Source organism: Kaistia sp. MMO-174 (genome assembly GCF_037147815.1).
Lineage (GTDB): Bacteria > Pseudomonadota > Alphaproteobacteria > Rhizobiales > Kaistiaceae > Kaistia > Kaistia nematophila.
Window position 1 is genome coordinate 274,128 of record NZ_JBBCUO010000006.1, and the last position, 20,545, is coordinate 294,672.

Annotated in this window: 20 protein-coding genes; 8 read left to right on the forward strand and 12 right to left on the reverse strand. The window is 64.9% G+C overall.

From position 1 onward, the window contains the following. Positions 1-310: 310 nt before the first annotated feature. Positions 311-1,108 carry an IclR family transcriptional regulator gene (locus WFK98_RS22325; protein WP_266340308.1) on the reverse strand — a complete coding sequence of 266 codons (798 nt, stop codon included), beginning with the start codon at positions 1,106-1,108 and terminating at the stop codon, positions 311-313. 118 nt (positions 1,109-1,226) lie between these two features. On the opposite strand from WFK98_RS22325, the gene WFK98_RS22330 reads away from it, so the two are divergent. The 6 genes from WFK98_RS22330 to WFK98_RS22355 all read left to right on the forward strand — a co-directional run bounded on the left by WFK98_RS22330 (position 1,227) and on the right by WFK98_RS22355 (position 6,039). After that, positions 1,227-2,060 (forward strand): transporter substrate-binding domain-containing protein, encoded by an 834-nt coding sequence (locus WFK98_RS22330; RefSeq protein ID WP_266340309.1) that lies wholly within the window; start codon positions 1,227-1,229, stop codon positions 2,058-2,060. A gap of 136 nt (positions 2,061-2,196) precedes the next feature. Further along, entirely contained in the window at positions 2,197-2,859 is a 663-nt protein-coding gene (locus WFK98_RS22335; RefSeq protein WP_336801832.1) for an amino acid ABC transporter permease, read from the forward strand. A 5-nt stretch (positions 2,860-2,864) separates the two neighbouring features. Further along, a complete protein-coding gene (locus tag WFK98_RS22340) occupies positions 2,865-3,521 on the forward strand; it encodes an amino acid ABC transporter permease (protein ID WP_266340311.1) in 657 nt (218 codons plus the stop codon). A gap of 11 nt (positions 3,522-3,532) precedes the next feature. Beyond that, a complete protein-coding gene (locus tag WFK98_RS22345) occupies positions 3,533-4,300 on the forward strand; it encodes an amino acid ABC transporter ATP-binding protein (protein WP_336801833.1) in 768 nt (255 codons plus the stop codon). A gap of 95 nt (positions 4,301-4,395) precedes the next feature. Then, complete coding sequence (locus WFK98_RS22350) at positions 4,396-5,655, forward strand: D-amino acid dehydrogenase (RefSeq protein WP_336801834.1); 1,260 nt, start codon at positions 4,396-4,398, stop codon at positions 5,653-5,655. Between the two features lie 24 nt (positions 5,656-5,679). Continuing rightward, on the forward strand, positions 5,680-6,039 hold the full coding sequence (locus WFK98_RS22355; protein WP_266340314.1) for a RidA family protein: 360 nt from the start codon (positions 5,680-5,682) through the stop codon (positions 6,037-6,039). A 415-nt stretch (positions 6,040-6,454) separates the two neighbouring features. Here WFK98_RS22355 and WFK98_RS22360 read toward each other — a convergent pair whose 3' ends face one another. The 6 genes from WFK98_RS22360 to WFK98_RS22385 all read right to left on the reverse strand — a co-directional run bounded on the left by WFK98_RS22360 (position 6,455) and on the right by WFK98_RS22385 (position 12,524). Further along, entirely contained in the window at positions 6,455-6,754 is a 300-nt protein-coding gene (locus WFK98_RS22360) for a putative quinol monooxygenase (protein WP_336801835.1), read from the reverse strand. A 1-nt stretch (position 6,755) separates the two neighbouring features. Beyond that, positions 6,756-7,691 carry an ABC transporter permease gene (locus WFK98_RS22365; RefSeq protein WP_266340316.1) on the reverse strand — a complete coding sequence of 312 codons (936 nt, stop codon included), beginning with the start codon at positions 7,689-7,691 and terminating at the stop codon, positions 6,756-6,758. Beyond that, entirely contained in the window at positions 7,692-9,257 is a 1,566-nt protein-coding gene (locus WFK98_RS22370) for a sugar ABC transporter ATP-binding protein (RefSeq protein WP_336801836.1), read from the reverse strand. It lies immediately after the preceding gene. Next, positions 9,254-10,420 (reverse strand): Gfo/Idh/MocA family protein, encoded by a 1,167-nt coding sequence (locus WFK98_RS22375; protein WP_266340318.1) that lies wholly within the window; start codon positions 10,418-10,420, stop codon positions 9,254-9,256. The genes WFK98_RS22370 and WFK98_RS22375 overlap by 4 nt, the downstream gene beginning before the upstream one ends. A gap of 126 nt (positions 10,421-10,546) precedes the next feature. Next, the gene (locus WFK98_RS22380; RefSeq protein ID WP_336801837.1) at positions 10,547-11,668 is read right to left on the reverse strand and encodes a substrate-binding domain-containing protein; all 1,122 of its coding nucleotides are present in this window, start codon (positions 11,666-11,668) and stop codon (positions 10,547-10,549) included. 43 nt (positions 11,669-11,711) lie between these two features. Continuing rightward, positions 11,712-12,524 (reverse strand): sugar phosphate isomerase/epimerase family protein, encoded by an 813-nt coding sequence (locus WFK98_RS22385; RefSeq protein ID WP_266340320.1) that lies wholly within the window; start codon positions 12,522-12,524, stop codon positions 11,712-11,714. 244 nt (positions 12,525-12,768) lie between these two features. Here WFK98_RS22385 and WFK98_RS22390 point away from each other — a divergent pair, with 244 nt between their 5' ends. Together WFK98_RS22390 and WFK98_RS22395 are read left to right on the forward strand one after the other, a co-directional pair. Further along, positions 12,769-14,061, forward strand: coding sequence for an ROK family protein (locus WFK98_RS22390; RefSeq protein ID WP_336801838.1), 1,293 nt, complete (start codon positions 12,769-12,771; stop codon positions 14,059-14,061). 10 nt (positions 14,062-14,071) lie between these two features. Continuing rightward, complete coding sequence (locus WFK98_RS22395; protein WP_336801839.1) at positions 14,072-15,103, forward strand: substrate-binding domain-containing protein; 1,032 nt, start codon at positions 14,072-14,074, stop codon at positions 15,101-15,103. A 186-nt stretch (positions 15,104-15,289) separates the two neighbouring features. On the opposite strand, the gene WFK98_RS22400 is transcribed toward WFK98_RS22395, so the two are convergent. Genes WFK98_RS22400 through WFK98_RS22420 form a run of 5 tightly spaced genes read right to left on the reverse strand, consistent with a single transcriptional unit; the run spans position 15,290 to position 20,545 of the window. Next, on the reverse strand, positions 15,290-16,339 hold the full coding sequence (locus WFK98_RS22400; protein WP_336801840.1) for an Ldh family oxidoreductase: 1,050 nt from the start codon (positions 16,337-16,339) through the stop codon (positions 15,290-15,292). A gap of 5 nt (positions 16,340-16,344) precedes the next feature. After that, complete coding sequence (locus tag WFK98_RS22405) at positions 16,345-17,373, reverse strand: trans-3-hydroxy-L-proline dehydratase (protein WP_336801841.1); 1,029 nt, start codon at positions 17,371-17,373, stop codon at positions 16,345-16,347. Positions 17,374-17,386: 13 nt separating this feature from the next. Continuing rightward, on the reverse strand, positions 17,387-18,553 hold the full coding sequence (locus tag WFK98_RS22410; protein WP_336801842.1) for a M20 aminoacylase family protein: 1,167 nt from the start codon (positions 18,551-18,553) through the stop codon (positions 17,387-17,389). Next, positions 18,540-19,544, reverse strand: a complete 1,005-nt coding sequence (locus tag WFK98_RS22415; protein WP_336801843.1) for an ABC transporter ATP-binding protein — start codon at positions 19,542-19,544, stop codon at positions 18,540-18,542. Before WFK98_RS22415 ends, WFK98_RS22410 begins: the two co-directional genes overlap by 14 nt. Beyond that, on the reverse strand, positions 19,541-20,545 hold the full coding sequence (locus tag WFK98_RS22420) for an ABC transporter ATP-binding protein (RefSeq protein WP_266340327.1): 1,005 nt from the start codon (positions 20,543-20,545) through the stop codon (positions 19,541-19,543). Before WFK98_RS22420 ends, WFK98_RS22415 begins: the two co-directional genes overlap by 4 nt.

Genomic DNA, 20,545 nt, shown 5'->3' on the forward strand with positions numbered 1-20,545 from the left:
TGTCCAAATGCCATTGGCACCGGCGATGGGTCGGTCAAATAATTATATGTGGTGATCTCGGCAGTGAAATAATGGATGGTGGCCTGCGACTATCCGCCAGACCGCCGACAAATATTCAGGCGGCGGTGGGGAGTTCAATAATTTCGGTGGCCGGCGTTTGAAAGCGCCCTGACAGGCCGAGATACTATCCGCGTAGATCGCATATACGAGCTCTCTCAAACATGTCGGGAAGTTGGAGCCCTGTCGGCCGCAGCTTTCTGAGCAGATTGAAGAGCGTTTGCGCTGGACGTAGAGGTGTGGAACTGACTCGTCAGGCTTTCGCGTTCTTTATCTTGTCATACGCGCTTTGTCCCAGATCCCAGGGAGTCAGCTTGAGGAAATCGCTGATCTGTTCGGCGGTTCGTCTGAGTCTGTCGACGAGATTCTGTACGTCGGACTCCAGGTGCGACGTGGGCATGACGATGCTGACCGCTCCGATGCGCTCGCCCCTCTGGTTGTAGACGGGCACGGCGATCGTGCTCACGAAGTCGTCGATCAGCTTGTAGCCGACGAAATAGCCATCTTTCTTGGCTTGTTCGATCTCTGCCACGAATTCGTCCAGCGAGACCCGGTTGCCGGAGTTCAGGGTGAAATCGCTGGCGGGTACATGCCTTGCGATGATCGCAGCCGGGATGTCGGTGAGCAGGACACGCCCGGCCGCCGTGGCTGGTACCGGCACCATGGCACCTTCGACGGTGCGCAAATAGCTGTGCTCCTTGAGCGTGGCCGACAGAACGATCAACTGCTTCCAATTGTCGATGATGTTGAGCTCGATGACTTCGCCGGTCTCCTTGGCGAGATTGCCGATGATCTCGCGGGCGATCTGCTCGAACTTTGCATGGCGCGCGTAGGCGAATCCCATGCGAGCAAATTTGTTTCCCGGCGAAATCTGCCCATCGGAAGTCTGGTTCAACCAGCCGCGGTCGATCAACGTATCAACAAGCGTATAGAGCGTTGAGCGCGGACAGGAGATGGCCCCGGCGATGGCGTTTCTCGTCACTGGCCCATCCGAATTCTCGAAGAAATCGAGAATGTCCAGGATGCGGTCCGTTCCCTTTGCGCGCTGCATCTGATTCCCCCTGTCGGCTCCATTTTTCACAAACGCGCTTGACATGCCATATCCCCTATAGTGAATACTTGCCCTTACAAGGACATATGTCTCTTGTAAGAGAAAGAGGGGACGTGCAATGAAAAAAACGCTCGCAGCAACCTTGATCGCAGCCGCAGCCGTGGCCGCATCGGGCAGCGTGGCTTTCGCCGGCAAGCTCGAAGAAGTGCAGAAGCGCGGGAAGATCATTGTCGGCACCGGCAGCACCAATGCGCCGTGGCACTACATCGACGAGAAGGGCGAGCTGAAGGGCTTCGACGTCGCGGTCTCGAAGATCATCGCGAAGAGCCTGTTCAACGACGACACCAAGATCGAGTTCGTCGATCAGTCGGCCGACGCGCGCATCGCCAACCTCGTGACCGACAAGGTCGACATCACCTGCCAGTTCATCACGGTGACGCCGCAGCGCGCGCTGCAGGTCGAATTCACCGCGCCGTACTATCGCGAGGGCGTCGGCCTGCTGGTCAGCCCGAAGTCGAAGTACAAGACGCTCGAGGAGCTGAAGGCCGCCGGCAGTTCGGTGACGGTCTCCATGCTGCAGAACGTCTTTGCCGAGGAGTTCACGCACAAGGCGCTGCCCGAGGCGACCGTCGACCAGTACGAGAGCCAGGATCTGGTGGCCCAGGCCGTGAACAGCGGTCGTGTCGACGCGGCCGTCATCGACGCCTCGAACATCCGCTGGCTCGTCAAGCAGGATCCGGAGAAGTATATCGACATCGGCTATTACTGGCAGCCGATGACCTATTCCTGCGCCGTCAAGAAGGGTGATCAGGAGTGGCTGAACTGGCTGAACACGACCATCCAGGAGGCAATCGCCGGCGTCAACTTTGACGACTATGCCAAGGCCTATAACGAGTACTTCGGCATCGAGCTGGCGCCGCCGGCCATCGGCGTGCCCGTCGAATTCCGCTAGGCGGAACGGTTCGCTGTCCGGCCGCGTCACTTTGGCGTGACGCCCGGCAGGACTGAAGCATGCGTGGGCGCCGCTCTCCCCGTTGCGGGGAGGGCGGCGCATCCGGTCACCATCGACAGCTTCGACGGAAACCTGAATGAACTACTCCTTTGACTTTGTGCCGATCTGGCGCAACTTCGACACCCTGCTGTATGGCCTCGGGATCGGTCTCTCGCTGGCGGCATTGTCGATTCTGATCGGCATCGTCATCGGCGGCGTCGTCGCATTCGGCCTGGTTTCGAAGAACAAGCCGACGGCTTGGATCGCTGGTCTGTATGTTTCCTTCATCCGAAACATCCCCATCCTTCTCGTCATCTTCTTCATGTTCTTCGCCCTGCCGCAGCTGGGCATCCGCTTCAGCAAGATCACGTCGTTCGTCGCGGCATTGTCGATCTACGCCGGCGCCAATCTGGCGGAAGTGTTCCGCGGTGGCCTTCAGGCGATCCCGAAGGGCATGACCGAGGCGGGGCTGGCCGTCGGCCTGCGCCCGATGCAGATCCGCCTCTCGATCATCATTCCGCTGATGCTGCGCTCGACGCTGCCCTCGATGGGCAACGCGTTCATCTCGCTCTTCAAGGATACGTCGCTGGCGGCCGCGATCGCGGTTCCGGAGCTGACCTTCTACGCCCGCAAGATCAATGTGGAGAGCTTCCGCATCATCGAGACGTGGATCGTGACCAGCCTGCTCTACGTGACGGCGACCTTCACCATCGCCTCGCTGCTCCGCCTCGTCGAGGCGCGTCTGGTCATCAAGAGGTGACGGTCATGGATCTTTCCGCCTTCTTCGCCGAACTGGCCAATGTCTGGCCGCGCCTGCTGCAGGGCTCGATCGCGACGATCACCGTCTCGTTCCAGGCCATCGCGATCGGCAGCGTCTTCGGCTCGCTGCTGGGCCTGGTGATGTTCTACGGCCGCATGCCGACGCGCATCTGCGGCTGGATCTATCTCGACTTCATCCGCGGCACGCCGGTCCTGGTGCTGATGCTGGCGAGCTTCTACATCGTGCCGCTCGTGGGGCTCGGACTGTCGTCGACAGGCGCCGGCATCCTGGCGCTGTCGGCCTTCTGCGCCGCTCATGTGGCGGAAGTGTTCCGCGGCGGCCTGGCGGCCGTTCCGCCGGGCCAGGCCGAGGCCGCCAAGAGCATCGGCCTGACCTTCCCGAAGATCCTGTTCTACGTGCTGCTGCCGCAAGTGCTGCGCCAGGCCCTGCCGGCCTGGATCAACGCGGCGGTCGAGATCGTCAAGGCGTCGTCGCTCCTCGCCGTCATCAGCGTTCCCGAACTTCTGCTCACGACGCAGCAGATCGTCTCGCGCAACTTCATGAACGCCGAGTTCTACCTGGTCTGCGGCCTGATCTATTTCGCCATCAACCTCACCCTGTCGAAGTTCGGCAAGCTGGTCGAAAAGCGTCTGGCATTTTGAGGAAATCCATCATGAACAGCATTCTCGAAATATCAGGCCTGCGCAAAAGCTATGGCCCGCTCGAGGTCATCAAGGGCGTCGACCTGTCCATGAAGCCGGGTGAGGTCGTCTCGATCATCGGCTCCTCCGGTTCCGGCAAGACGACGCTGCTGCGCTGCATCAACCTGCTTGAGGAGTTCCAGGGCGGCGATATCCGCATCGACGGACAGCTCATCGGCTACAAGACCAGCAACGGCAAGCGTATCTCGCTGCCCGAGCGCGAGAGGGCCAAGAACCGCGCCCTGACCGGCATGGCGTTCCAGCAATTCAATCTCTTCCCGCACATGACGGCGCTTGGCAACGTGACGCTCGGCCTGCGCAAGACCCGCGGCATGGGCAAGGACGAGGCGATATCCGTTGCCGAGAAGTGGCTGGAGCGCGTGGGCATGTCCCAGCGCAAGAACCACTATCCGATCCAGCTTTCCGGCGGACAGCAGCAGCGCGTGGCCATTGCCCGGGCGATCGCCATGAATCCGAAGCTGATGCTGTTCGACGAGGTCACCTCGGCGCTCGATCCGGAGTTGGTCAACGAGGTCCTGAACGTCATTCAGGATCTCGCCAATGACGGCATGACCATGCTTCTCGTCACCCACGAGATGCGCTTCGCCTACCAGGTGTCGAGCAAGGTCATCTTCATGGAGCACGGCGTGATCGCCGAAGAGGGCGATCCGAAGGAAATGTTCCACAGCCCGAAGTCGCAGCGCCTGGCCGAGTTCCTCGGAAAGTCGAAGTTCCAATAGCCGCGGCGGCGCGGGGCGGCTGCCCCGCGTTTGCCAATCCGGCCCGGTCTCCTGGGGCGGTTTCTCCGAGCACAGTTCATTCTGGAGTCTTTCATATGCGTATCATTGTGCTCGGTGGCGGAGTCATCGGCGTCACGACGGCCCATGCCCTTTGCCAGGAAGGACATGAGGTCGTCCTCCTGGAGAAGGAGCCCGCCGCCGGTCTCGGCACCAGCTACGCCAACGCCGCCCAGATCTCGCCGGCGCTGTCCGCTCCCTGGGCGGTGCCTGGCCTGGTCGGCAAGGCGCTGCACTGGATGTTCGAGAAGTATCCGCCGCTCATCATCAGCAAGTTTCCCGATCCCGAGATGGTCCGATGGCTGTGGCGCATGTGGCGCGCCGCGTCGCCGGAGCAGTATGAGCGCTCCAAGCGGGCGATGGTGGCGATTGGCGAGTACAGCCGCGACCGTTTCCGCGAGCTGCGCAACACCATCCCGATCGACTATGACGGGCGCGATCGCGGCACGCTGGTGCTCTTCCGCTCCGAGAAGCAACTCGGCATCTACGAGCGGGACATGAAGACCCTCGCGGCCATGGGCGTGCCGGCGGAGACGCTGCGTCCGGATTCTTTGGCACTGCGCGAGCCGAACCTCGCCATCCGGGAGAATGGCATCGTCGGGGCCGCCTTGCTGCCGGGCGACGAGACGGGCGACTGCCACCGGTTCACGCAGGCGCTGGCCGCGCTCTGCGCGCAGGACGGCGTCATCTTCCGCTACGGCGAGATGATCCGAGAGCTGAAGGTCAGCGGCGATCGCGTCCGCTCCGTGATCACCGACAAGGACGAATATACGTGTGACGCGGTCGTCACCTGCCTCGGCGTCGGAAGCGCCAGGCTGCTGGCGCCGCTTGGGATCAGGCTGCCGATCTATCCGCTCAAGGGCTATTCGCTGACCATCCAGGCGGACAGCGATGCGATCGGGCCGCACTCGACCGTCTCGGACGAGACGCACAAGATCGGCGTCACCTATCTCGGCGATCGCATCCGCGTCGGCGGAACCGCCGAACTGGCCGGCTACGACCTTTCGCGCCCGGAGCATCGCTACAAGGGTCTCGAATATGTGGCGCAGGCGCTCTATCCGAAGATCCCGCGCGAGGCGATCGCCAATGCCGAGCGCTGGAGCGGCCTGCGTCCGATGACGCCGGATGGCCCGCCCGTCATCGGCAAGACCGGCATCGGCAATCTCTACCTGAATACCGGGCATGGGACGCTCGGCTGGACCATGTCCTGCGGCGCAGCCGGCATTCTCGCCGACCTGGTCGCCGACCGTCGGCCGGCCGTCGACATCTCAGCCTTTTCGGGCACCCGTTACCAGTAACCCTTGAACGAGAGAGGACATTTCATGATCAACCGTCTGCACCAGAACCAGCGCATGAGCGGCGTCGTCACCTGGCCCGCCAATGGCTCGATGGTCGTCGTCTCCGGCCAGGTCGCCGACGACAGGTCGCTTGACGTCGCCGGCCAGACCGCCGATGTGCTGGCGAAGATCGACCGCTTGCTTGCCGATGCCGGCGTGTCGAAGGCCGATGCGCTCTATGCCTATATCTGGCTGCCGGACATTGGGGATTTTGACGCCATGAACAGCGTCTGGGACAAGTGGATCGTCCCTGGATCGGCGCCAGCCCGCGCCTGCGTCGAGGCCAAGCTCGCCGATCCCGCGCTGAAGGTCGAAATCCAGGTCTTCGCGCACAAGGCGTCGTAAAAGCGACGTGTGGTTAGCCGGTCCCGATGCGCGGCCGGCTAACCAAGCAAAATGATTCGATCACGGGCGGAATGGGCGGCGACCTTGGCGGTCACAAGGCAAGCTCCTTGTCCGATCAGGGCGCCTTGGGTGGCCGGGCCGGTGCGTTCAGCAACCTCCGGGAATCCGGAAGAACAGCCGCTTCCGCATCGGCTTTCCGCATGCCGATTGTGATGCTCCAGCTGGAGCATCAAGTCAGTATTCTCCGAGCAGCTGGGCACCTAAATACGTGGACAGATGTCCAGCCGCTCGGTCTTAACCCGAACGGTCAGCAGTTCTTCGTCCGTCGCTCAAGGAAGGAGCGATTTGCGAAGAGGTGGAGAGGCTCAAGTTCCGTTCTGGAGCCACAAGGCGTGGCGCCCGGGCGCGAACTCCCTCAGGCCAGATCGCTGATCATCGTCAGCCTGCGGACATCGACCGGTTCGGCCAGCAGGGCATCGGCCTGCTTCAGGAGAGGCTGCAGATGCGGCATCTTCATATGCGCCTCGAGGTCGGCGTCGCTGCGCCAGTTCTCGTAGAAGACGAAGACGCAGGGGTCGGCCGCATCGACATGGAAATCATAGTTGATGCAGCCGGGCTCCGCCCGCGTCGGCGCCACCATGGCGGCGAGGACGCCTTGCAGCTCATCGCGCCGCTCCGGGCGCGCCTTGAGGGTGCCGATGACGGTGATGGCCATGTCAGGCTCTCTTCTGGCTGAGGGCGACGGCGAGGATGATGATGCCGCCGCGGGCGATCAGCTGCTGGCTGAATTCGAGGCCCATGAGGATGAGGCCGTTATTGATGAGACCGATCATCAGCGCGCCGACGATCGTCCCGATCACCGTGCCCCGGCCGCCGAAAAGGCTGGTCCCGCCCAGCACAGCGGCTGCGATCACCGAGAGTTCGTCACCCTCGCCAAGCTGGAACCGGCCGGATTGCAGGCGGCCGGCATAGAGCATTCCGGCGAGCGCCGCGGCCATGGACGAGATGACCAGCACCTTGAACTTGATCGCCTTGGTGTCGATTCCCGAGTAGCGCGCTGCCGTCTCGCCGCCGCCGGTCGCCAGGACCCGCCGGCCGAAGCCCGTGCGGCGCAGGACGATGTGGCCGATCGCGCCGAGGATCACCATCCACAGCAGCAGGACCGGGACCGGCCCGACATTGCCGCCGCCGAACAGCCAGGAATAGCCGGGCGAGAGGATCGGCACGGCCGCCGTCGCGGAGATCCACATCGCGACGCCCTTGGCGATTCCCATCATCGCGAGCGTGGTGAGGAAGGAGGGAATGCCGACGCGGGTGGTGAGCCAGCCATTGAACATGCCGACGGCAAGGCCGGTGGCAAGGCCGGCGATCACGCCGACGACCGGCCCGCCCACGGCGATCGCCATGGCGACCGTCACGGTGCTGAGGCCGGCGACGGCGCCGACAGACAGGTCGATCTCGCCGGCCGAAAGCACGAAGGTCATGGCGATGGCCATCACGGCGATCATCGCCGTCTGGCGCACGATGTTGAGCAGGTTGTTGGGGTTGAGGAACCCCTTGTCGGCCAGCGTCGCCGCGAAGACAACGAAGATCACCAGGAAGCCGATATAGATGATGTTCTGACGCCAGTTGGCGAAGAAGGCGCTAGCCATTTATTTCTCCTGAACCGCGAGGGCCTTCTGGATTTCGATCTGCAGCCGCTGTTCGGCTGCCTGGAGACGGTGTGCGAGGTCATCGGCGGGGACGTTCGGATCGTCCAGCGCCTCGCGCGGCATGTCCTGATGCACGCGCCCGTCGGCCATCACGAGGATGCGGTCGCAGGCTGTCAGCAATTCCGACAGTTCGGAGGAGATCATGATGATCCCTTTCCCGGACGCCGCCAGTTCACGCACGAGGCGGATGATCTCGGCCTTGGAGCCGATGTCGATGCCCGCCGTCGGCTCGTCGAGAATGAGGATGTCGGGATCGGTGGCGAGCCACTTGCCGATGACGACCTTCTGCTGGTTGCCGCCGGACAGCGTGGCGACGGCATGATCGCGGCTGGCCGTCTTCACCTTCAGGCGCTCGATATTCGCATCGGTGAGCGTGTCGGCCGCCTTGGTGTCGACGAAGCCGGCCTTCGACAGGCGGTCGATGACGGCGAGGATCATGTTGGACGCGACGGAGTGGGCGGGAATGATGCCCTGCGTCGCGCGCGCTTCCGGCACCAGCGCGACGCCGGCCGCAATCGCGTCGCTCGGCTTGCGGATGGCGACGGCCTTGCCCTTGATGCGGATCTCGCCGCTGGCGACGGGATCGATGCCGGCTACCGCGCGCGCCAGCGACGAACGGCCCGAGCCGAGCAGGCCGGCAAGACCCAGCACTTCGCCGCGATGCAGCGTTAGCGAGACATGCTCGGGCTTGTGGACGCCGCTGACATCCTTCAGTTCGAGCAGCACCTCGCCCTTGTCCGCCTGGACGCGCGCGACATCGGAAAGCCCCATCGAGCGCTTTCCGACGATATGCTCGATCATCGTGTCGATCGGCAGTTCGGAGAGCGGCGCCGTGATGACATGGCGGCCGTCCCGCAGGATGGTCGCGCGGTCGGCGATGCGGGCGATCTCGTCCATGCGGTGGCTGACATAGATGATCGCGACGCCCTTGGCCTTCAGCTTGCGCAGGAAGACGAACAGCCGCTCGACGTCGGAGACGGCGAGAGCCGTCGAGGGCTCGTCGAGCACCAGCACCTTCGCGTCCTGCGAGATCGCCTTGGCGATCTCGGTCAGCTGCTTCTGGCCGGCCCCTAGATCGCCGACGATCGCCTTCGGGTCCACGAAGACCTCGAGCATCGCGAAGATTTCCGCGGCGCGGCGCTCGGCCTCGGCATCGTCGATGAAGCCGACGCCGTCGCGCCATTCGCGCGTCAGGAAGATGTTCTGGGCCACGGTCAAGGTCGGGACCAGGCTCATTTCCTGATAGTTCATGGCAATGCCGGCGGCCCGTGAGGCCTCCGGCGTATGCGTCGTGAGCGGCACGCCGCCGACCTCGATCGTGCCCTGATCGGGGCGATGAACCCCGTTCAGGATCTTGAGGATCGTCGACTTGCCCGCACCATTGCCGCCGAGCAGCGCATGGACCTCGCCGGGAAGGACTTCGAGGTTGACGTCGTCAAGCGCCCGCACACCCCCAAAAGCCTTGGAGATGCCGGTCATGCGGACAGCGGCGGCAGTGGCAGTCATCCAACCTTCTCCCAGACGCCGCTTTCGCCCGAACGGATGAAGGCGTCGGCGACGAGTTCCGTCAGCAGGCCGTCGTTGAAGTTCGGGCTCGGCTGCTGCTTCTTCGCGATTGCGGAGAAGAAGTCATAGCACTCGACGATCTTGGTTTCCGAATAGCCGATGCCGAGTCCGGGGATCGGCCACAGGCCGGAGCCGTAGGGATGGGCCGGGCCGGTATAGATCGTGCGGAAGCCGCGCGCATCGGCCGGATCGTCGGCGAACATCACCTGCAGCTCGTCGCGGCGCTCGTAGTTGAAGTGGATCGAGCCTTTGGTGCCGTGGATTTCCAGCGTGATGAAGTTGTTGCGGCCATAGGCGTTGCGGGTCGCCTCGAGGCTGCCGATGGCGCCGTCCCTGAAGCGCAGCATCGAGACGAGTTCGTCGTCCACGTCGACTTCGCCGCGCTCCGCGTCGGCCGACTTTTCGGCGGCGCCCAGCTTGTCGACGCCGCCCTGCTGCAGCGGACGGGTCTTGTTGTAGGTCGGGGTCATGGCGATCACCTCGGCGATCGGTCCGACCAGGTAGTGCGCGAGATCGACCACATGCGTGCCGATGTCGCCGACGGAGCCGGAACCGGCGATCTTCTTCTGGAAGCGCCAGGACAGCGGCGAGTCGGGATCCGCGGACCAATCCTGCAGATAGGTGCCGCGGAAGTTCAGGATGCGGCCGATCCGGCCTTCCTCGATGAACTTCTTGGCGAGCGCCACGGCGGGCGTACGCCGGTAATTGAAGGCGACCATGTGGATGACGCCGGCGGCCTTGACGGCCTCGACCATCGCCCGCGCCTCATCGACGGTGCGCGCAAGCGGCTTCTCGCAGATGATGTGCTTTCCGGCCTTGGCCGCCGCGATGGCGATCTCGGCATGGACGTTGTTGGGCGTGCAGATGTCGACGACATCGATATCCGGCCGTTCGACCACGGCGCGCCAGTCCGACGACGCCTCTTCGAAGCCGTAGCGGCGGCGTGCTTCCTCGGCCGCGCCGTCGGTCACGTCGACCACGACCTTGCGATGGGGAATGGCCGGGGCAGGCCAGAAGAACATCGGCATGGAAGCATAGGCCATGGCATGCGCCTTGCCCATGAATCCGCCGCCGATCATGGCGACGTTCATCACTTTGGTCATCGGTTTTCTCCTGAAAGAGAGCGGCTTTGGCAAGCAGCAGCCTTCCGCCGCTCTGGCTGAGGCCGGTGCAGGTCGGACCGTTCAATGCGGCACGGGGCGCACAACGGCGCCCCGTGCGCCCGGGCCTTACTGGCCGAGGCTCTTCTTGACGTTGTCGGTCGCTTCGGTCGAATAGACTGCCTTCCAACCGTCGAGCAGCGTGTCGCGCGTCACCGGGAGAGCCGGAAGCGCGACGAAGGCGGGCGCCTCCTTGCCAAGCAAGCCGTAGCCGGCGAGCTTCGCCTCGACGACGCCGGCGTCATAGGGACGCTGAGCGCCGAGGCCCTTCACGAAGCCGTTCTGGGCCATGGAGATCGCGACATTCTCGCCGAGGTCGATCGTCGTGATGACGAGGTCGTCACGGCCGGCGTTGCGCGCCGCCGAGATCACGCCCTCGGCCGGCACGTCCCAGACAGCCCAGATGCCCTGGACGTTCGGGTTGGAGGTCAGGATCGCCGAAGCGGCCTTCTCGGCGTCGCCCGAGAAATCGGGGCCGCCGATGCCTTGCTCCGCCACGATCTTGATGTCCGGATAGTCGGCGGCGATCGTCGCCTTGAAGGCGTCGTAGCGCTGCTTGGTGACGAAGAAATCAGCAGCATGGAACACCACGCCGATATCGCCCTTGCCGCCAAGCGCCTTGGCCATCAGATGCGCGGAGGCAACGCCGTTGCCGTAATTGTCGGCCGAAACCACGGACACATAGTCCTTGCCGCCCACGAAGCCCGTCGGGACATTGTCCATGAAGACGAGCTTGGTTCCGGCTTCCGCCGCTGCCTTGTAGGCCGTGGCGGTCGCGGTCGGATCCGTCGGGATCGAGACGATGATGTTTGGCTTCTGGGCCAAGATCGTCTCGATATCGGCGACCTGCTTCTCCGGCTTGAAGCCGGCATCGGTCACCGCGAGCACCTTGATGCCCATCTCGGCGAACTGCGTCTGCAGGCCGTTGATCTGGGCGCGCGACCAGTCATTGCCGCCGTAGTGCATCACGATCGCGGCGGTCGCGTTCATGCCCTTGATCTTGGCGAGCTCCTCCGGCGTCAGCACGACGCTGGATGCGGGCGAGGGGGCCTCGCCCGAGGGGCCCTTGGAAAGAACCGTCTTCTGCAGGTCGGCAAGCGCCTGGTCCGGATCGGCGAATGCCGGCCCGGCACAGGCCAAGGCGAGCGTCAGCGCGGCGGCCGAACCCAAAAGGGTGCGTCTGGAAATCATCTTTAGTCCTCCCGGAAGTGGGGCCTCGCCCCGGTCGCGGCCCTCAGGCCGATTCGAGATAGCGCCTGCTGGCCTTCGCGCCCTCCAGCGGATCAGGCCAGGAATCAAGCTCCGTGCACACCCAGCCGTCGAACCCGATCTCGCGAAGCGCCGCGATGATCGCGTCGGTCGGAACATCGCCCCGGTCGAGGGGGGTGAAGGCGAAGGGCTCCCTCTGGAGGCCCTTGAGATGCACGTAGGAAATGCGCGCCGCATGCTCGCGGATCAGCGCGGCCGGATCGCCGCCGGCGCCGGCGAGATGGGCTGTGTCCGGGCAGAAGTCGATGCCGGTCAGCTCGAAGATCTTGCGCACTTCCTCGGGCCCCTCGACGATGGTCGACAGGTGCGGGTGATAGTGAGCGGTGAGGCCGCGCTCGTCGGCGATTTCCTTGACCCGGTCGAGCGCCGCGGCAAGTCGCGGGTAATCCGTCTCACGGATGCCGTCGAAGCGCTTGGCGCCGCCGCCGATGACGAGGTGAGGCGCGCCGAGCTCGGCTGCCCGGTCCGCCGCGCGGATGATGCGGGCCAGCTCTTCCGGCAGGATGTCGTCGAAAATGAGATTGCCGCCAGCATAGGTCGCAACGAGCGTCAGCCCGTTGTCAGCGAGGAGATCGCGCATCTCATCGGCGGTGAAATCGAGAAGGTTGCCGTCGAAGAGCTCGACGCCCTGATAGCCGGCCGCCGCGATGTCGGCAAAGGCCTGACGCATGTCGCCGAAGGTGCGGTAGGTGAGGTTGGTGATCGACGTGACGCCGACGGCGTCCCCGCCGAGCTTCCCCCAGCAATTCGCATGATAGGCGAGCTTGAAGCTCGACATCGGCATCTCCTCCCAGTGCTTCCACGAACTATGCCGATGGCTTAAGGCGGTAAAAAATCGATGTCAACATTTTAGAATCATATAAGCTGCCACTTCTGCAGATTTAATGCATAAGTGTGTCGTTGCCAGCCGAAACGGCCGGTCTTATGAAGGAGCAAACGCGACGTCGAGGAGAGGACGAGACATGTCGACGCCGGCCCTTGCGGAACCCGCTTCCCCTCCGCGCCGGAAAGGCCGTCCGCGCGTGTCCGAGACGGCCTCGCCGAGCCTCGTCCAAATCCTCAATCTGGTCCGTTCCGAGCAGGCCACCACGCGCCAGGAAATCGAGCGCTACAGCGAATTGGGGCGCGCCGTCGTGGCGGATCGACTCGGCACGCTCTGCGAACTCGGGCTGGTCAACGAGAGCGAACTCGGTGCCGCGACCGGCGGCCGCGCCCCGCGCCTGGTGCGGTTCAGCGCGGATCGCGGCAGGATCCTCGTCGCGACTCTCGATCAGACGGCGCTCGGCGTCGGGATCGCCGATCTCGACGGCGCCCTGATCATGGAACATCACGAGGCGAGTGAACTCACACAGCCCGTATCGGCGCTTGCCGAGAGGCTGACCGCGCTGTTCCGCTGGATTCTCGAACGGCAGGGAAACCCGCCGCTCTATGGCATCTCGATCTCGGTGCCCGGTGCCGTGCCCGACGGCGGCGAGGCGCTTTTTCTCGGGACCACGCCCGCAATCCTGCCCGGCTGGGAGAGCTTCCCGCTTGTCGAAACGCTGGTCGAGGCCTTCGACGCCCCGGTCTGGCTCCGTTCCAGCGTGGAGACCATGACGATGGGTGAACTGCATGCCGGGGCCGGAAGTGGCCACCGGACCATGCTGTTCGTCAAAGTCGGCAAGCGGATCGGCGCAGGCCTCGGCAGCGACGGTGCGCTGTTCCGCGGCGCGCAGGGCGCCGTCGGCCTGATCGGGTCCGTTCCCGTTTCGGCGGCAGGCGGCGCCGGCACGCTCGAAGCCATGGCAGGCTCGGATCATATCGCCCAGGAAGGCAGAAGCGCCGCCGAGCGCGGGGCCAGCCCGGTGCTTGCCGAACATCTGCGCCGCGGGGGCGAGATAACCGCTCTCGAGGTGGCGCAGGCGGCGCAGATCGGCGACGCGGCCGCGATCGAGATTCTCTCGCAAAGCGGCCGGTTGATCGGTCAGGTCGTTGCGACGCTCGCGAACATGCTGAACCCGGCGCTGATCGTCCTCTCCGGCTCGATCGCCCAGACAAATGACATCCTTCTCGCCTCCGCGCGCGAGGCGATCTATGGCGCCTGCCACCCGCTGGTGAGCCGGGACCTGCAGGTCGTCCGTTCCCAGATGGGAAGCTCGGCAGGCCTTGTGGGCGCGTCCATTGTCGCGGTCGAAGGCATGTTCTCCCCATCCATCCTGAGGGACTGGATCATGGCGGGACGGCCCCAGGCGCATCCGCTCTTCCAGCGGATGAAGGACGAGATCGCGCGGAAGCGGGACGTGCAGGCGAGCACGATCCGGCCGCCGGAGGCGTGAGGAGGAAGCAATGACGATTTCTGGTCTCGGCCCTCACGGGGAGCGGGCGTCGGCTCCCGAACAGATCCTTCTCCTGCCGGAGGACATCGTAAAGGCGCGGGCGGGCGGCTTCCGCGTTGCGATCGTGCTGCACACATTCGCGAGCGACTGGGCCAAGCAGCAGCTCTCGGGAATGATCGGCATGTTCGGCGACTGCGGTGTCGCGGTCATCGACGTCGTCGACTGCTCCTTCACGCCGGAGGTGCAGATCGATGCGCTCGACCGTCTCATTGCCGAGGCGCCGGACGCGATCGTCTCGCTGCCGGTCGCCAACGCCAAGGTCGCGGCCGCCCATGCGCGCGTCGCGGCGGCCGGCATCAAGCTGGTCCTGCTCGACAACGTGCCAACCGGCCTCCTGCCCGGCAAGGACTACACCTCGCTGGTCTCGGCCGACAATTTCGGCCTCGGCAAGATCGCGGCCGAAAGTCTGTCGCCGCACGTCCCTGAAGCCGGTGAGGTTGGCGTCCTCGGCTATGAGGCGGACTTCTTTGCGACCAACGAGCGCGAAATCGCGTTCCTGAAGTGGATGCGGATCAACCGCCCCGATGTGCGGCTGCACGTTCGGCGCTTCCCGTCTCTCGCCGACGCGGGCCGCGTGACGCGCGCGCTTTTCGACGATCATGCCGCCATCGCCGGCCTCTTTGTCGTATGGGACACGCCGTCGATTGCCGCTGCCGGCACGCTGACCACGATGGGTCGTACAGTTCCCATGGTGACCGTGGATCTCGGCCAGGACGCCGCGATCGGCCTGGCCGCGAACAATTCGCTCGTCGCTATCGCGGCCCAGCAACCGTTCCGGCAGGGAGAGACGGCGGCTTCGGTCACGGTCAGCGCCCTTCTCGGACGCCTGACACCGGATTGGGTTGCGCTTCCCGGCCTTGCCGTCACGGCCGAGAACGTCGTCGAATGCTTCCAGACCGTCTGGCGCAGGCCGGCCCCCCGAGAGGTGCTGCAGATGCTGAGCCTGGTCAGTCCAGCCCTGCAGCGAGCCATGCCGCCGTAACGAAGGCGGAGCGCTGGTTGTGTCAAACCTCTTGCGATGCGACCCCGCAGATCATGATCACGCGGCGGAGGCTGCGTTGGCAGCCACCGGTGCGTCAACGAACACGCCAAGGGCGATCGTCAGACTGCCAGATGCGAGAGTTGGCACGCGACGCCTCAGCCAAATGGGCACGATAGGGAAGCCGGATCAGGCGCCATCGGCCCGTCGACGCAGGTCCTCCAATTGCTGCAGGGGCATCACGATCCCGTCGCGCAGACTGCGCCGCCTCGTCACCTGGCGCCGGTCACCGGGCAGCCGGCTGACGCCGCTCATGCGCAATTGCTCGACGAGCCCGTTCACGCGCCTTCCGAAACTGCTGTCTCGCCGGCCGAAATCCGGCGAGATCACGATCAGCACCTGTCCGGTATGGGGGGTCTGCGCCCCGCTATGGGTCGACCAGTCGACTTCGAAGGAGAACTTTCCGCCGGTCAGGGCCGCCCCGAAGATCTCGATCATCATCGAGATCGTGCTGCCCTTGTAACCGCCAAAGGGCAGCAGGGCGCCGCCGTTCAGCACGGCTGCGGGGTCGGTGGTGGGACGGCCGGCACTGTCGACGCCATGCCCAGGGGGCAGGGAGCGCCCCTCGCGGAAAGCGATCTGCACATCGCCATTGGCCATGGCGCTGGTGGCGAGATCCGCCACCAGCGGAGGCGCATCGGCGCGCGGGGCGGCAAAGGCGATGGGGTTGGTGCCGAAGACGGGAGAATGGCCGTTGAACGGGACCGTGCAGGCGAAGCTGTTGACCATTGTGAGAGCCAGCAATCCCGCTTCCGCCAGCGGCTCGACATCGGGCCAGAGGGCGCTGAAATGATGCGAGTTGCGGATCGACAGCAAGGCGATGCCGTCATTGGCGGCTTTTTCGATCAGGATGGGCGTCACCAGCTCAAGTGCGGGCTGCGCAAAGCCGTTCATGGCGTCGACACGCACGACGGCGCCTTCGGCGCTTTCGATGCGTGGTTCGGCCCTGGCATCGACCCAGCCACTGGCGATCGATGCGAGATAGCCCGGTATGCGGAACACGCCATGCGAGGTTGCGCCGTCGCGCTCGCAACCCGCACAATTGGCCGCCAGCAGGCTGGCCACCGTGGGGCTCGCGCCCGCGTGGCGAAATATCGTCGCCAGCAGTTCTGCCAGATCGCCATAGGAAATCGTGGCCGTGTTGCGCGGCGTTCCGAAAATCTCTGGGTTTGCTGTCATGCTGTTCAGGCACCGGGCCAGGTGTCGCCAACCCTGTAGCCCCTTGGGAACGGATCGGACGGATCGAGCAGGAGCTGTTTGGTCTCGGTGATCCAGGCTCTGCCGGAGATGGAGGGAATGATCGCGGGAGTGCCGGCCAGGCTGGTGATCGCTTCGATCCGGCCGTCGAACCGGGTGCCGATGATGGAAAGTCCGCGATAGGCTTCGCCTTGCTCGAGCAGCCCGCGCCGGTGGAGCACCGCCATGCGGGCCGAGACGCCGGTGCCGGTCGGCGAGCGGTCCAGCTTGCCCGGCTCGATCGCAACCGTGTTGCGGCCGGTCTTGATGCCGTCCACGACTTCGACGGGGCCCGTGAACTGGGTGAAGGATATGTGCGACCAGTCCGGATGCTCGGGATGAACAAAGCCGAGTTGTTCGGTCGCCGCCCGGGTGATCTTCATGCCGGTTGCGGCGAGGTCGGGCGCTTCGTCCGGCGTAAGATTGAAGCCGAGCGACCGGGCATCGACCAGTGCGAAGGTGTCCCCGCCATAGGCGGTGTCTACGCGAATCGTGCCCAATCCGTCGACTTCCAGCCTGGCATCCAGTTGACCGACAAAGCTCGGATGGTTGGTGACCCGGATGGAGCGGGCTTTGCCGTCTCGGCATTGTGCGACGACTTCCACCAATCCCCCCGGGGCCTCCAGGAAGAAGCGCGTCTCGGGCTCGGACATCGGCACCAGGCCGATATCGAGCGCGACCGTCGCCACGCAGATCGAGTTGGAGCCCGACATTGGCGGCGTATGGACCGGCTCCATGATGATGAAGCCCGCCGCGGCGCGCGGGTCCTTGGCGGGGACGAGAAGATTGACGTGGCGGAAGAGCCCGCCTCTGGGCTCATTGAGGACGAAGTCGCGCAATTCGCCGTCGGCGGCGATGAACCTCGATTGATCCCACAAGGTTTCGCCCGGCGGCGGCGCGACGCCACCGGTAATGACGTCGCCAACCTCTCCCTCGGCATGGCAGCCGACGATGTGAATGACCTTGCTCGAACGCATGACGAGGCTTTCCTTACAGCGATGAGGACGAGGCGGCCTGGACCAGCCGCACCCAGTAGGCGACGCCGAGCGGGATCAGACGATCGTTGAAGTCGTACTGGACGGTGTGCAGCGCAGCGGTATCGCCGTTTCCAACGAAGACGTAGCTGCCGGGCCGATGGTCGAGCAGATAGCAAAAGTCGTCCCCGCCCATCAGCGGATCCATGTCGGTCGTCACCTTTTCAGCGCCCACGAGCGCTGTCGCGACGTCGGCGCAGAACGCCGTCCGCGACGGATCGTTGGCCACGGCGCCGCAAATCCGATCAATCGTGACCGTCGCCCGGACGTTGAGCGCAGCCGCAATACCTTCGCTGATTTCGACCAGCCGCTTCTCCACCCGGTCTCGCACGCCCGTGTCCAGCGCACGGAACGTACCGGACAGCCGCGCGGAATCGGGCATGACGTTGTAGGCGCTTCCCCCCTCGAGCCGCGTCAGGGACAACACGGCCGACTTGAGGGGGTCTGTCTCGCGGGAAACGATGGTCTGCAGCGCGGCGATGATCTGCCCTGCCGCAACGATCACGTCCGCGATCGTGTGAGGCCATGCGGCGTGGCCGCCCTTGCCCTCGATGACGATGTCGAACGTGTCGGCTGAGGCCAGGATGGCATTTGGCCGGGTGATGAAATGCCCTTCCGGGACGCCGGGCATATTGTGCAGAGCGTAGACCTCCTCGATCGGCCAGCGCTGGAACAGGCCATCCTCCGCCATGGCGCGGCCGCCGGCGCCTCCCTCCTCGGCCGGCTGGAAGATCAGCGCGACGCTGCCGGCGAAGTCACGCGTCTCGCTCAGAAATTTCGCCGCGCCGAGCAGCATGGCCGCATGGCCGTCATGACCGCAGGCGTGCATGCGGCCCGGATAGGTCGAGGCATAGGGAAGCCCCGTCGCCTCGGTCATCGGGAGGGCGTCCATTTCAGCCCTGAGGCCGATGGTCTTGCCAGGCCGATTTCCGTGCACGATGCCGACGACACCGGTGACGCCGATGCCGGTCGCGACTTCGTCGACCCCGAAGCCGGTCAGGAGCTCCGATATACGGGCCGCCGTGCGGTGCACCTCGTAGAGGACTTCCGGATGGGCATGAAAATCGTGACGCCAGGCGGCGGCTTCGTGAGCCAGATCGGCGATGCGGTTATTGAAGGGCATGTTCAGGCCTCGGCAGGATGTCGTCGCGGATGCAGGCCTTGAAATGGCCCGGTCCGGCCTCGGCGAGAGGCGGCACGGCCGCCGCGCATGCCGGCAGGGCATAGCGGCAGCGGGTACGCAGCACGCATCCGGACGGTGGATCGATGGGAGACGGAACGTCGCCTTGCATGACGATACGCTCGCGCCGTTGCGCAGGGTCGGGAATTGGCGCCGCTGAGAGCAGGGCCTCGGTGTAGGGATGGCGCGGCTGCGCGAAGAGAGTCTCGCGCGGCGCCAGTTCCATCAGCCGGCCGAGATACATCACGGCTACCCGGTCGCAGAAATGCTCCACCACCGCCAAGTCGTGGCTGATGAAGAGTATCGTGAGGTCGAGTTTTTCCTTGAGATCCTGGAGCAGGTTGAGAACCTGTGCCTGCACGGACACGTCGAGCGCGGATACCGGCTCGTCCGCCACCAGCACGTCCGGCTTGACGGCAAGGGCGCGCGCGATGCCGATACGCTGACGTTGGCCGCCCGAGAATTCGTGCGGAAATCGGTTGGCCGCATCGGAAGGCAGCCCCACGAGGTCCAGCAGGCGGGACACCTCGGCGCGTTGCTCGGCCCGGGTGCCGATCCGCTGTATCTCCAGGCCTTCGGCGATCAGGTCGCCCACCCTGCGCCGTGGGTTGAGGCTGGCGAAGGGATCCTGGAACACCATCTGGATGCGGCGGCGGACCGACAACAGCTCCGCCCTCGTGCCTCCGCCGATCTCCCGCTCGTCAAACAGAATGGTTCCCTCGGTGGGCTGTTCGAGCCCCATGATCATGCGACCCACCGTGGTCTTGCCGGAGCCGGATTCGCCCACGAGGCCCAGCACCTCTCCCTTTGCCAGTGAGAAGGAGACGGATTCCACCGCATGGACCTGCCGGCGCGGGCCGAAGAGACCGGATGGCGCGGCGAAACGCTTGGTCAGGCCGACGGCTTCGAGCAGGGGACGTCCCGGCCTCGTCATCGCTTCACCTCCTGCCAGCGAATGCACCGCGCCTTGTGTCCCGGCGCCACCTCGGTCAGCTCCGGAACGCCGGAAAGGCACGCGTCGACCGCCAGCGGGCAACGCGGCGCGAAGCGGCAGCCGGCTGGCCGCGACATCGGGCTGGGCGGCGCGCCGCCGATTGTCGGCAGCCGCCGATCGGCGGTCGGCTTCGCCGTTCCGGGAATGGAAGCCAGCAGGCCGGCCGTATAGGGATGGAGGGGAGTGGCAAAGATCTGCGCGACAGGGGCCTCTTCCACCACCTGGCCGGCATACATCACCGCAACCCGGTCCGCGATCTCGGCGACCACGCCCAAATTGTGGGTTATGAACAGAACCGACATGCCGATCTCGGCCTGCAGACGGCGGATGAGATCGAGAATCTGCGCCTGTATGGTGACGTCGAGCGCCGTCGTGGGCTCGTCGGCGATGAGCAGGCCGGGCCGGCAAGACAGGGCGATGGCGATCATCACCCGCTGGCGCATGCCGCCGGAGAGCTGATGCGGATAGTCGTCCACCCTCCGCTCCGGCGCCGGAATGCCAACCAGCCGCAGCATTTCAATGGCCTGCTGTCGGGCTCGCGACCGTCCCGCACCCTGATGCAACCGCACCGATTCTGCGATCTGGGCGCCGATCGACCACACAGGATCGAGCGATGTCATCGGTTCCTGGAAGACCATGGCGATGTCGCGGCCGCGCACTTTTCGCATCGCCGCCTCGGGCAGCGTAGCCAGATTGATGACGTCGCCGTCGCGGCCCTTCAGCGATATGGTGCCGCCATCGATCCGCCCTCCGCCGCGCTCGACCAGCCGCATGAGCGAGAGGCTGGTGACGCTTTTTCCGGAGCCCGATTCCCCCACAAGGCCGAGGGTCTGGCCGCGCGCTATGGAAAGGCTGACGTCGTCGACACTGACCACCTGGCCGGTTGGTGTGTCGAATACTGTCCGGAGATGGCTCACGTCGAGCACGGGGCGATCCGACAT

Coding starts and splice junctions, on each gene's coding strand:
- WFK98_RS22325 (WP_266340308.1), bottom strand. CDS start 1,108: ATGCAGCGCGCAAAGGGAACGGACCGCATCCTGGACATTCTCGATTTC.
- WFK98_RS22330 (WP_266340309.1), top strand. CDS start 1,227: ATGAAAAAAACGCTCGCAGCAACCTTGATCGCAGCCGCAGCCGTGGCC.
- WFK98_RS22335 (WP_336801832.1), top strand. CDS start 2,197: ATGAACTACTCCTTTGACTTTGTGCCGATCTGGCGCAACTTCGACACC.
- WFK98_RS22340 (WP_266340311.1), top strand. CDS start 2,865: ATGGATCTTTCCGCCTTCTTCGCCGAACTGGCCAATGTCTGGCCGCGC.
- WFK98_RS22345 (WP_336801833.1), top strand. CDS start 3,533: ATGAACAGCATTCTCGAAATATCAGGCCTGCGCAAAAGCTATGGCCCG.
- WFK98_RS22350 (WP_336801834.1), top strand. CDS start 4,396: ATGCGTATCATTGTGCTCGGTGGCGGAGTCATCGGCGTCACGACGGCC.
- WFK98_RS22355 (WP_266340314.1), top strand. CDS start 5,680: ATGATCAACCGTCTGCACCAGAACCAGCGCATGAGCGGCGTCGTCACC.
- WFK98_RS22360 (WP_336801835.1), bottom strand. CDS start 6,754: ATGGCCATCACCGTCATCGGCACCCTCAAGGCGCGCCCGGAGCGGCGC.
- WFK98_RS22365 (WP_266340316.1), bottom strand. CDS start 7,691: ATGGCTAGCGCCTTCTTCGCCAACTGGCGTCAGAACATCATCTATATC.
- WFK98_RS22370 (WP_336801836.1), bottom strand. CDS start 9,257: ATGACTGCCACTGCCGCCGCTGTCCGCATGACCGGCATCTCCAAGGCT.
- WFK98_RS22375 (WP_266340318.1), bottom strand. CDS start 10,420: ATGACCAAAGTGATGAACGTCGCCATGATCGGCGGCGGATTCATGGGC.
- WFK98_RS22380 (WP_336801837.1), bottom strand. CDS start 11,668: ATGATTTCCAGACGCACCCTTTTGGGTTCGGCCGCCGCGCTGACGCTC.
- WFK98_RS22385 (WP_266340320.1), bottom strand. CDS start 12,524: ATGTCGAGCTTCAAGCTCGCCTATCATGCGAATTGCTGGGGGAAGCTC.
- WFK98_RS22395 (WP_336801839.1), top strand. CDS start 14,072: ATGACGATTTCTGGTCTCGGCCCTCACGGGGAGCGGGCGTCGGCTCCC.
- WFK98_RS22400 (WP_336801840.1), bottom strand. CDS start 16,339: ATGACAGCAAACCCAGAGATTTTCGGAACGCCGCGCAACACGGCCACG.
- WFK98_RS22405 (WP_336801841.1), bottom strand. CDS start 17,373: ATGCGTTCGAGCAAGGTCATTCACATCGTCGGCTGCCATGCCGAGGGA.
- WFK98_RS22410 (WP_336801842.1), bottom strand. CDS start 18,553: ATGCCCTTCAATAACCGCATCGCCGATCTGGCTCACGAAGCCGCCGCC.
- WFK98_RS22415 (WP_336801843.1), bottom strand. CDS start 19,544: ATGACGAGGCCGGGACGTCCCCTGCTCGAAGCCGTCGGCCTGACCAAG.
- WFK98_RS22420 (WP_266340327.1), bottom strand. CDS start 20,545: ATGTCGGATCGCCCCGTGCTCGACGTGAGCCATCTCCGGACAGTATTC.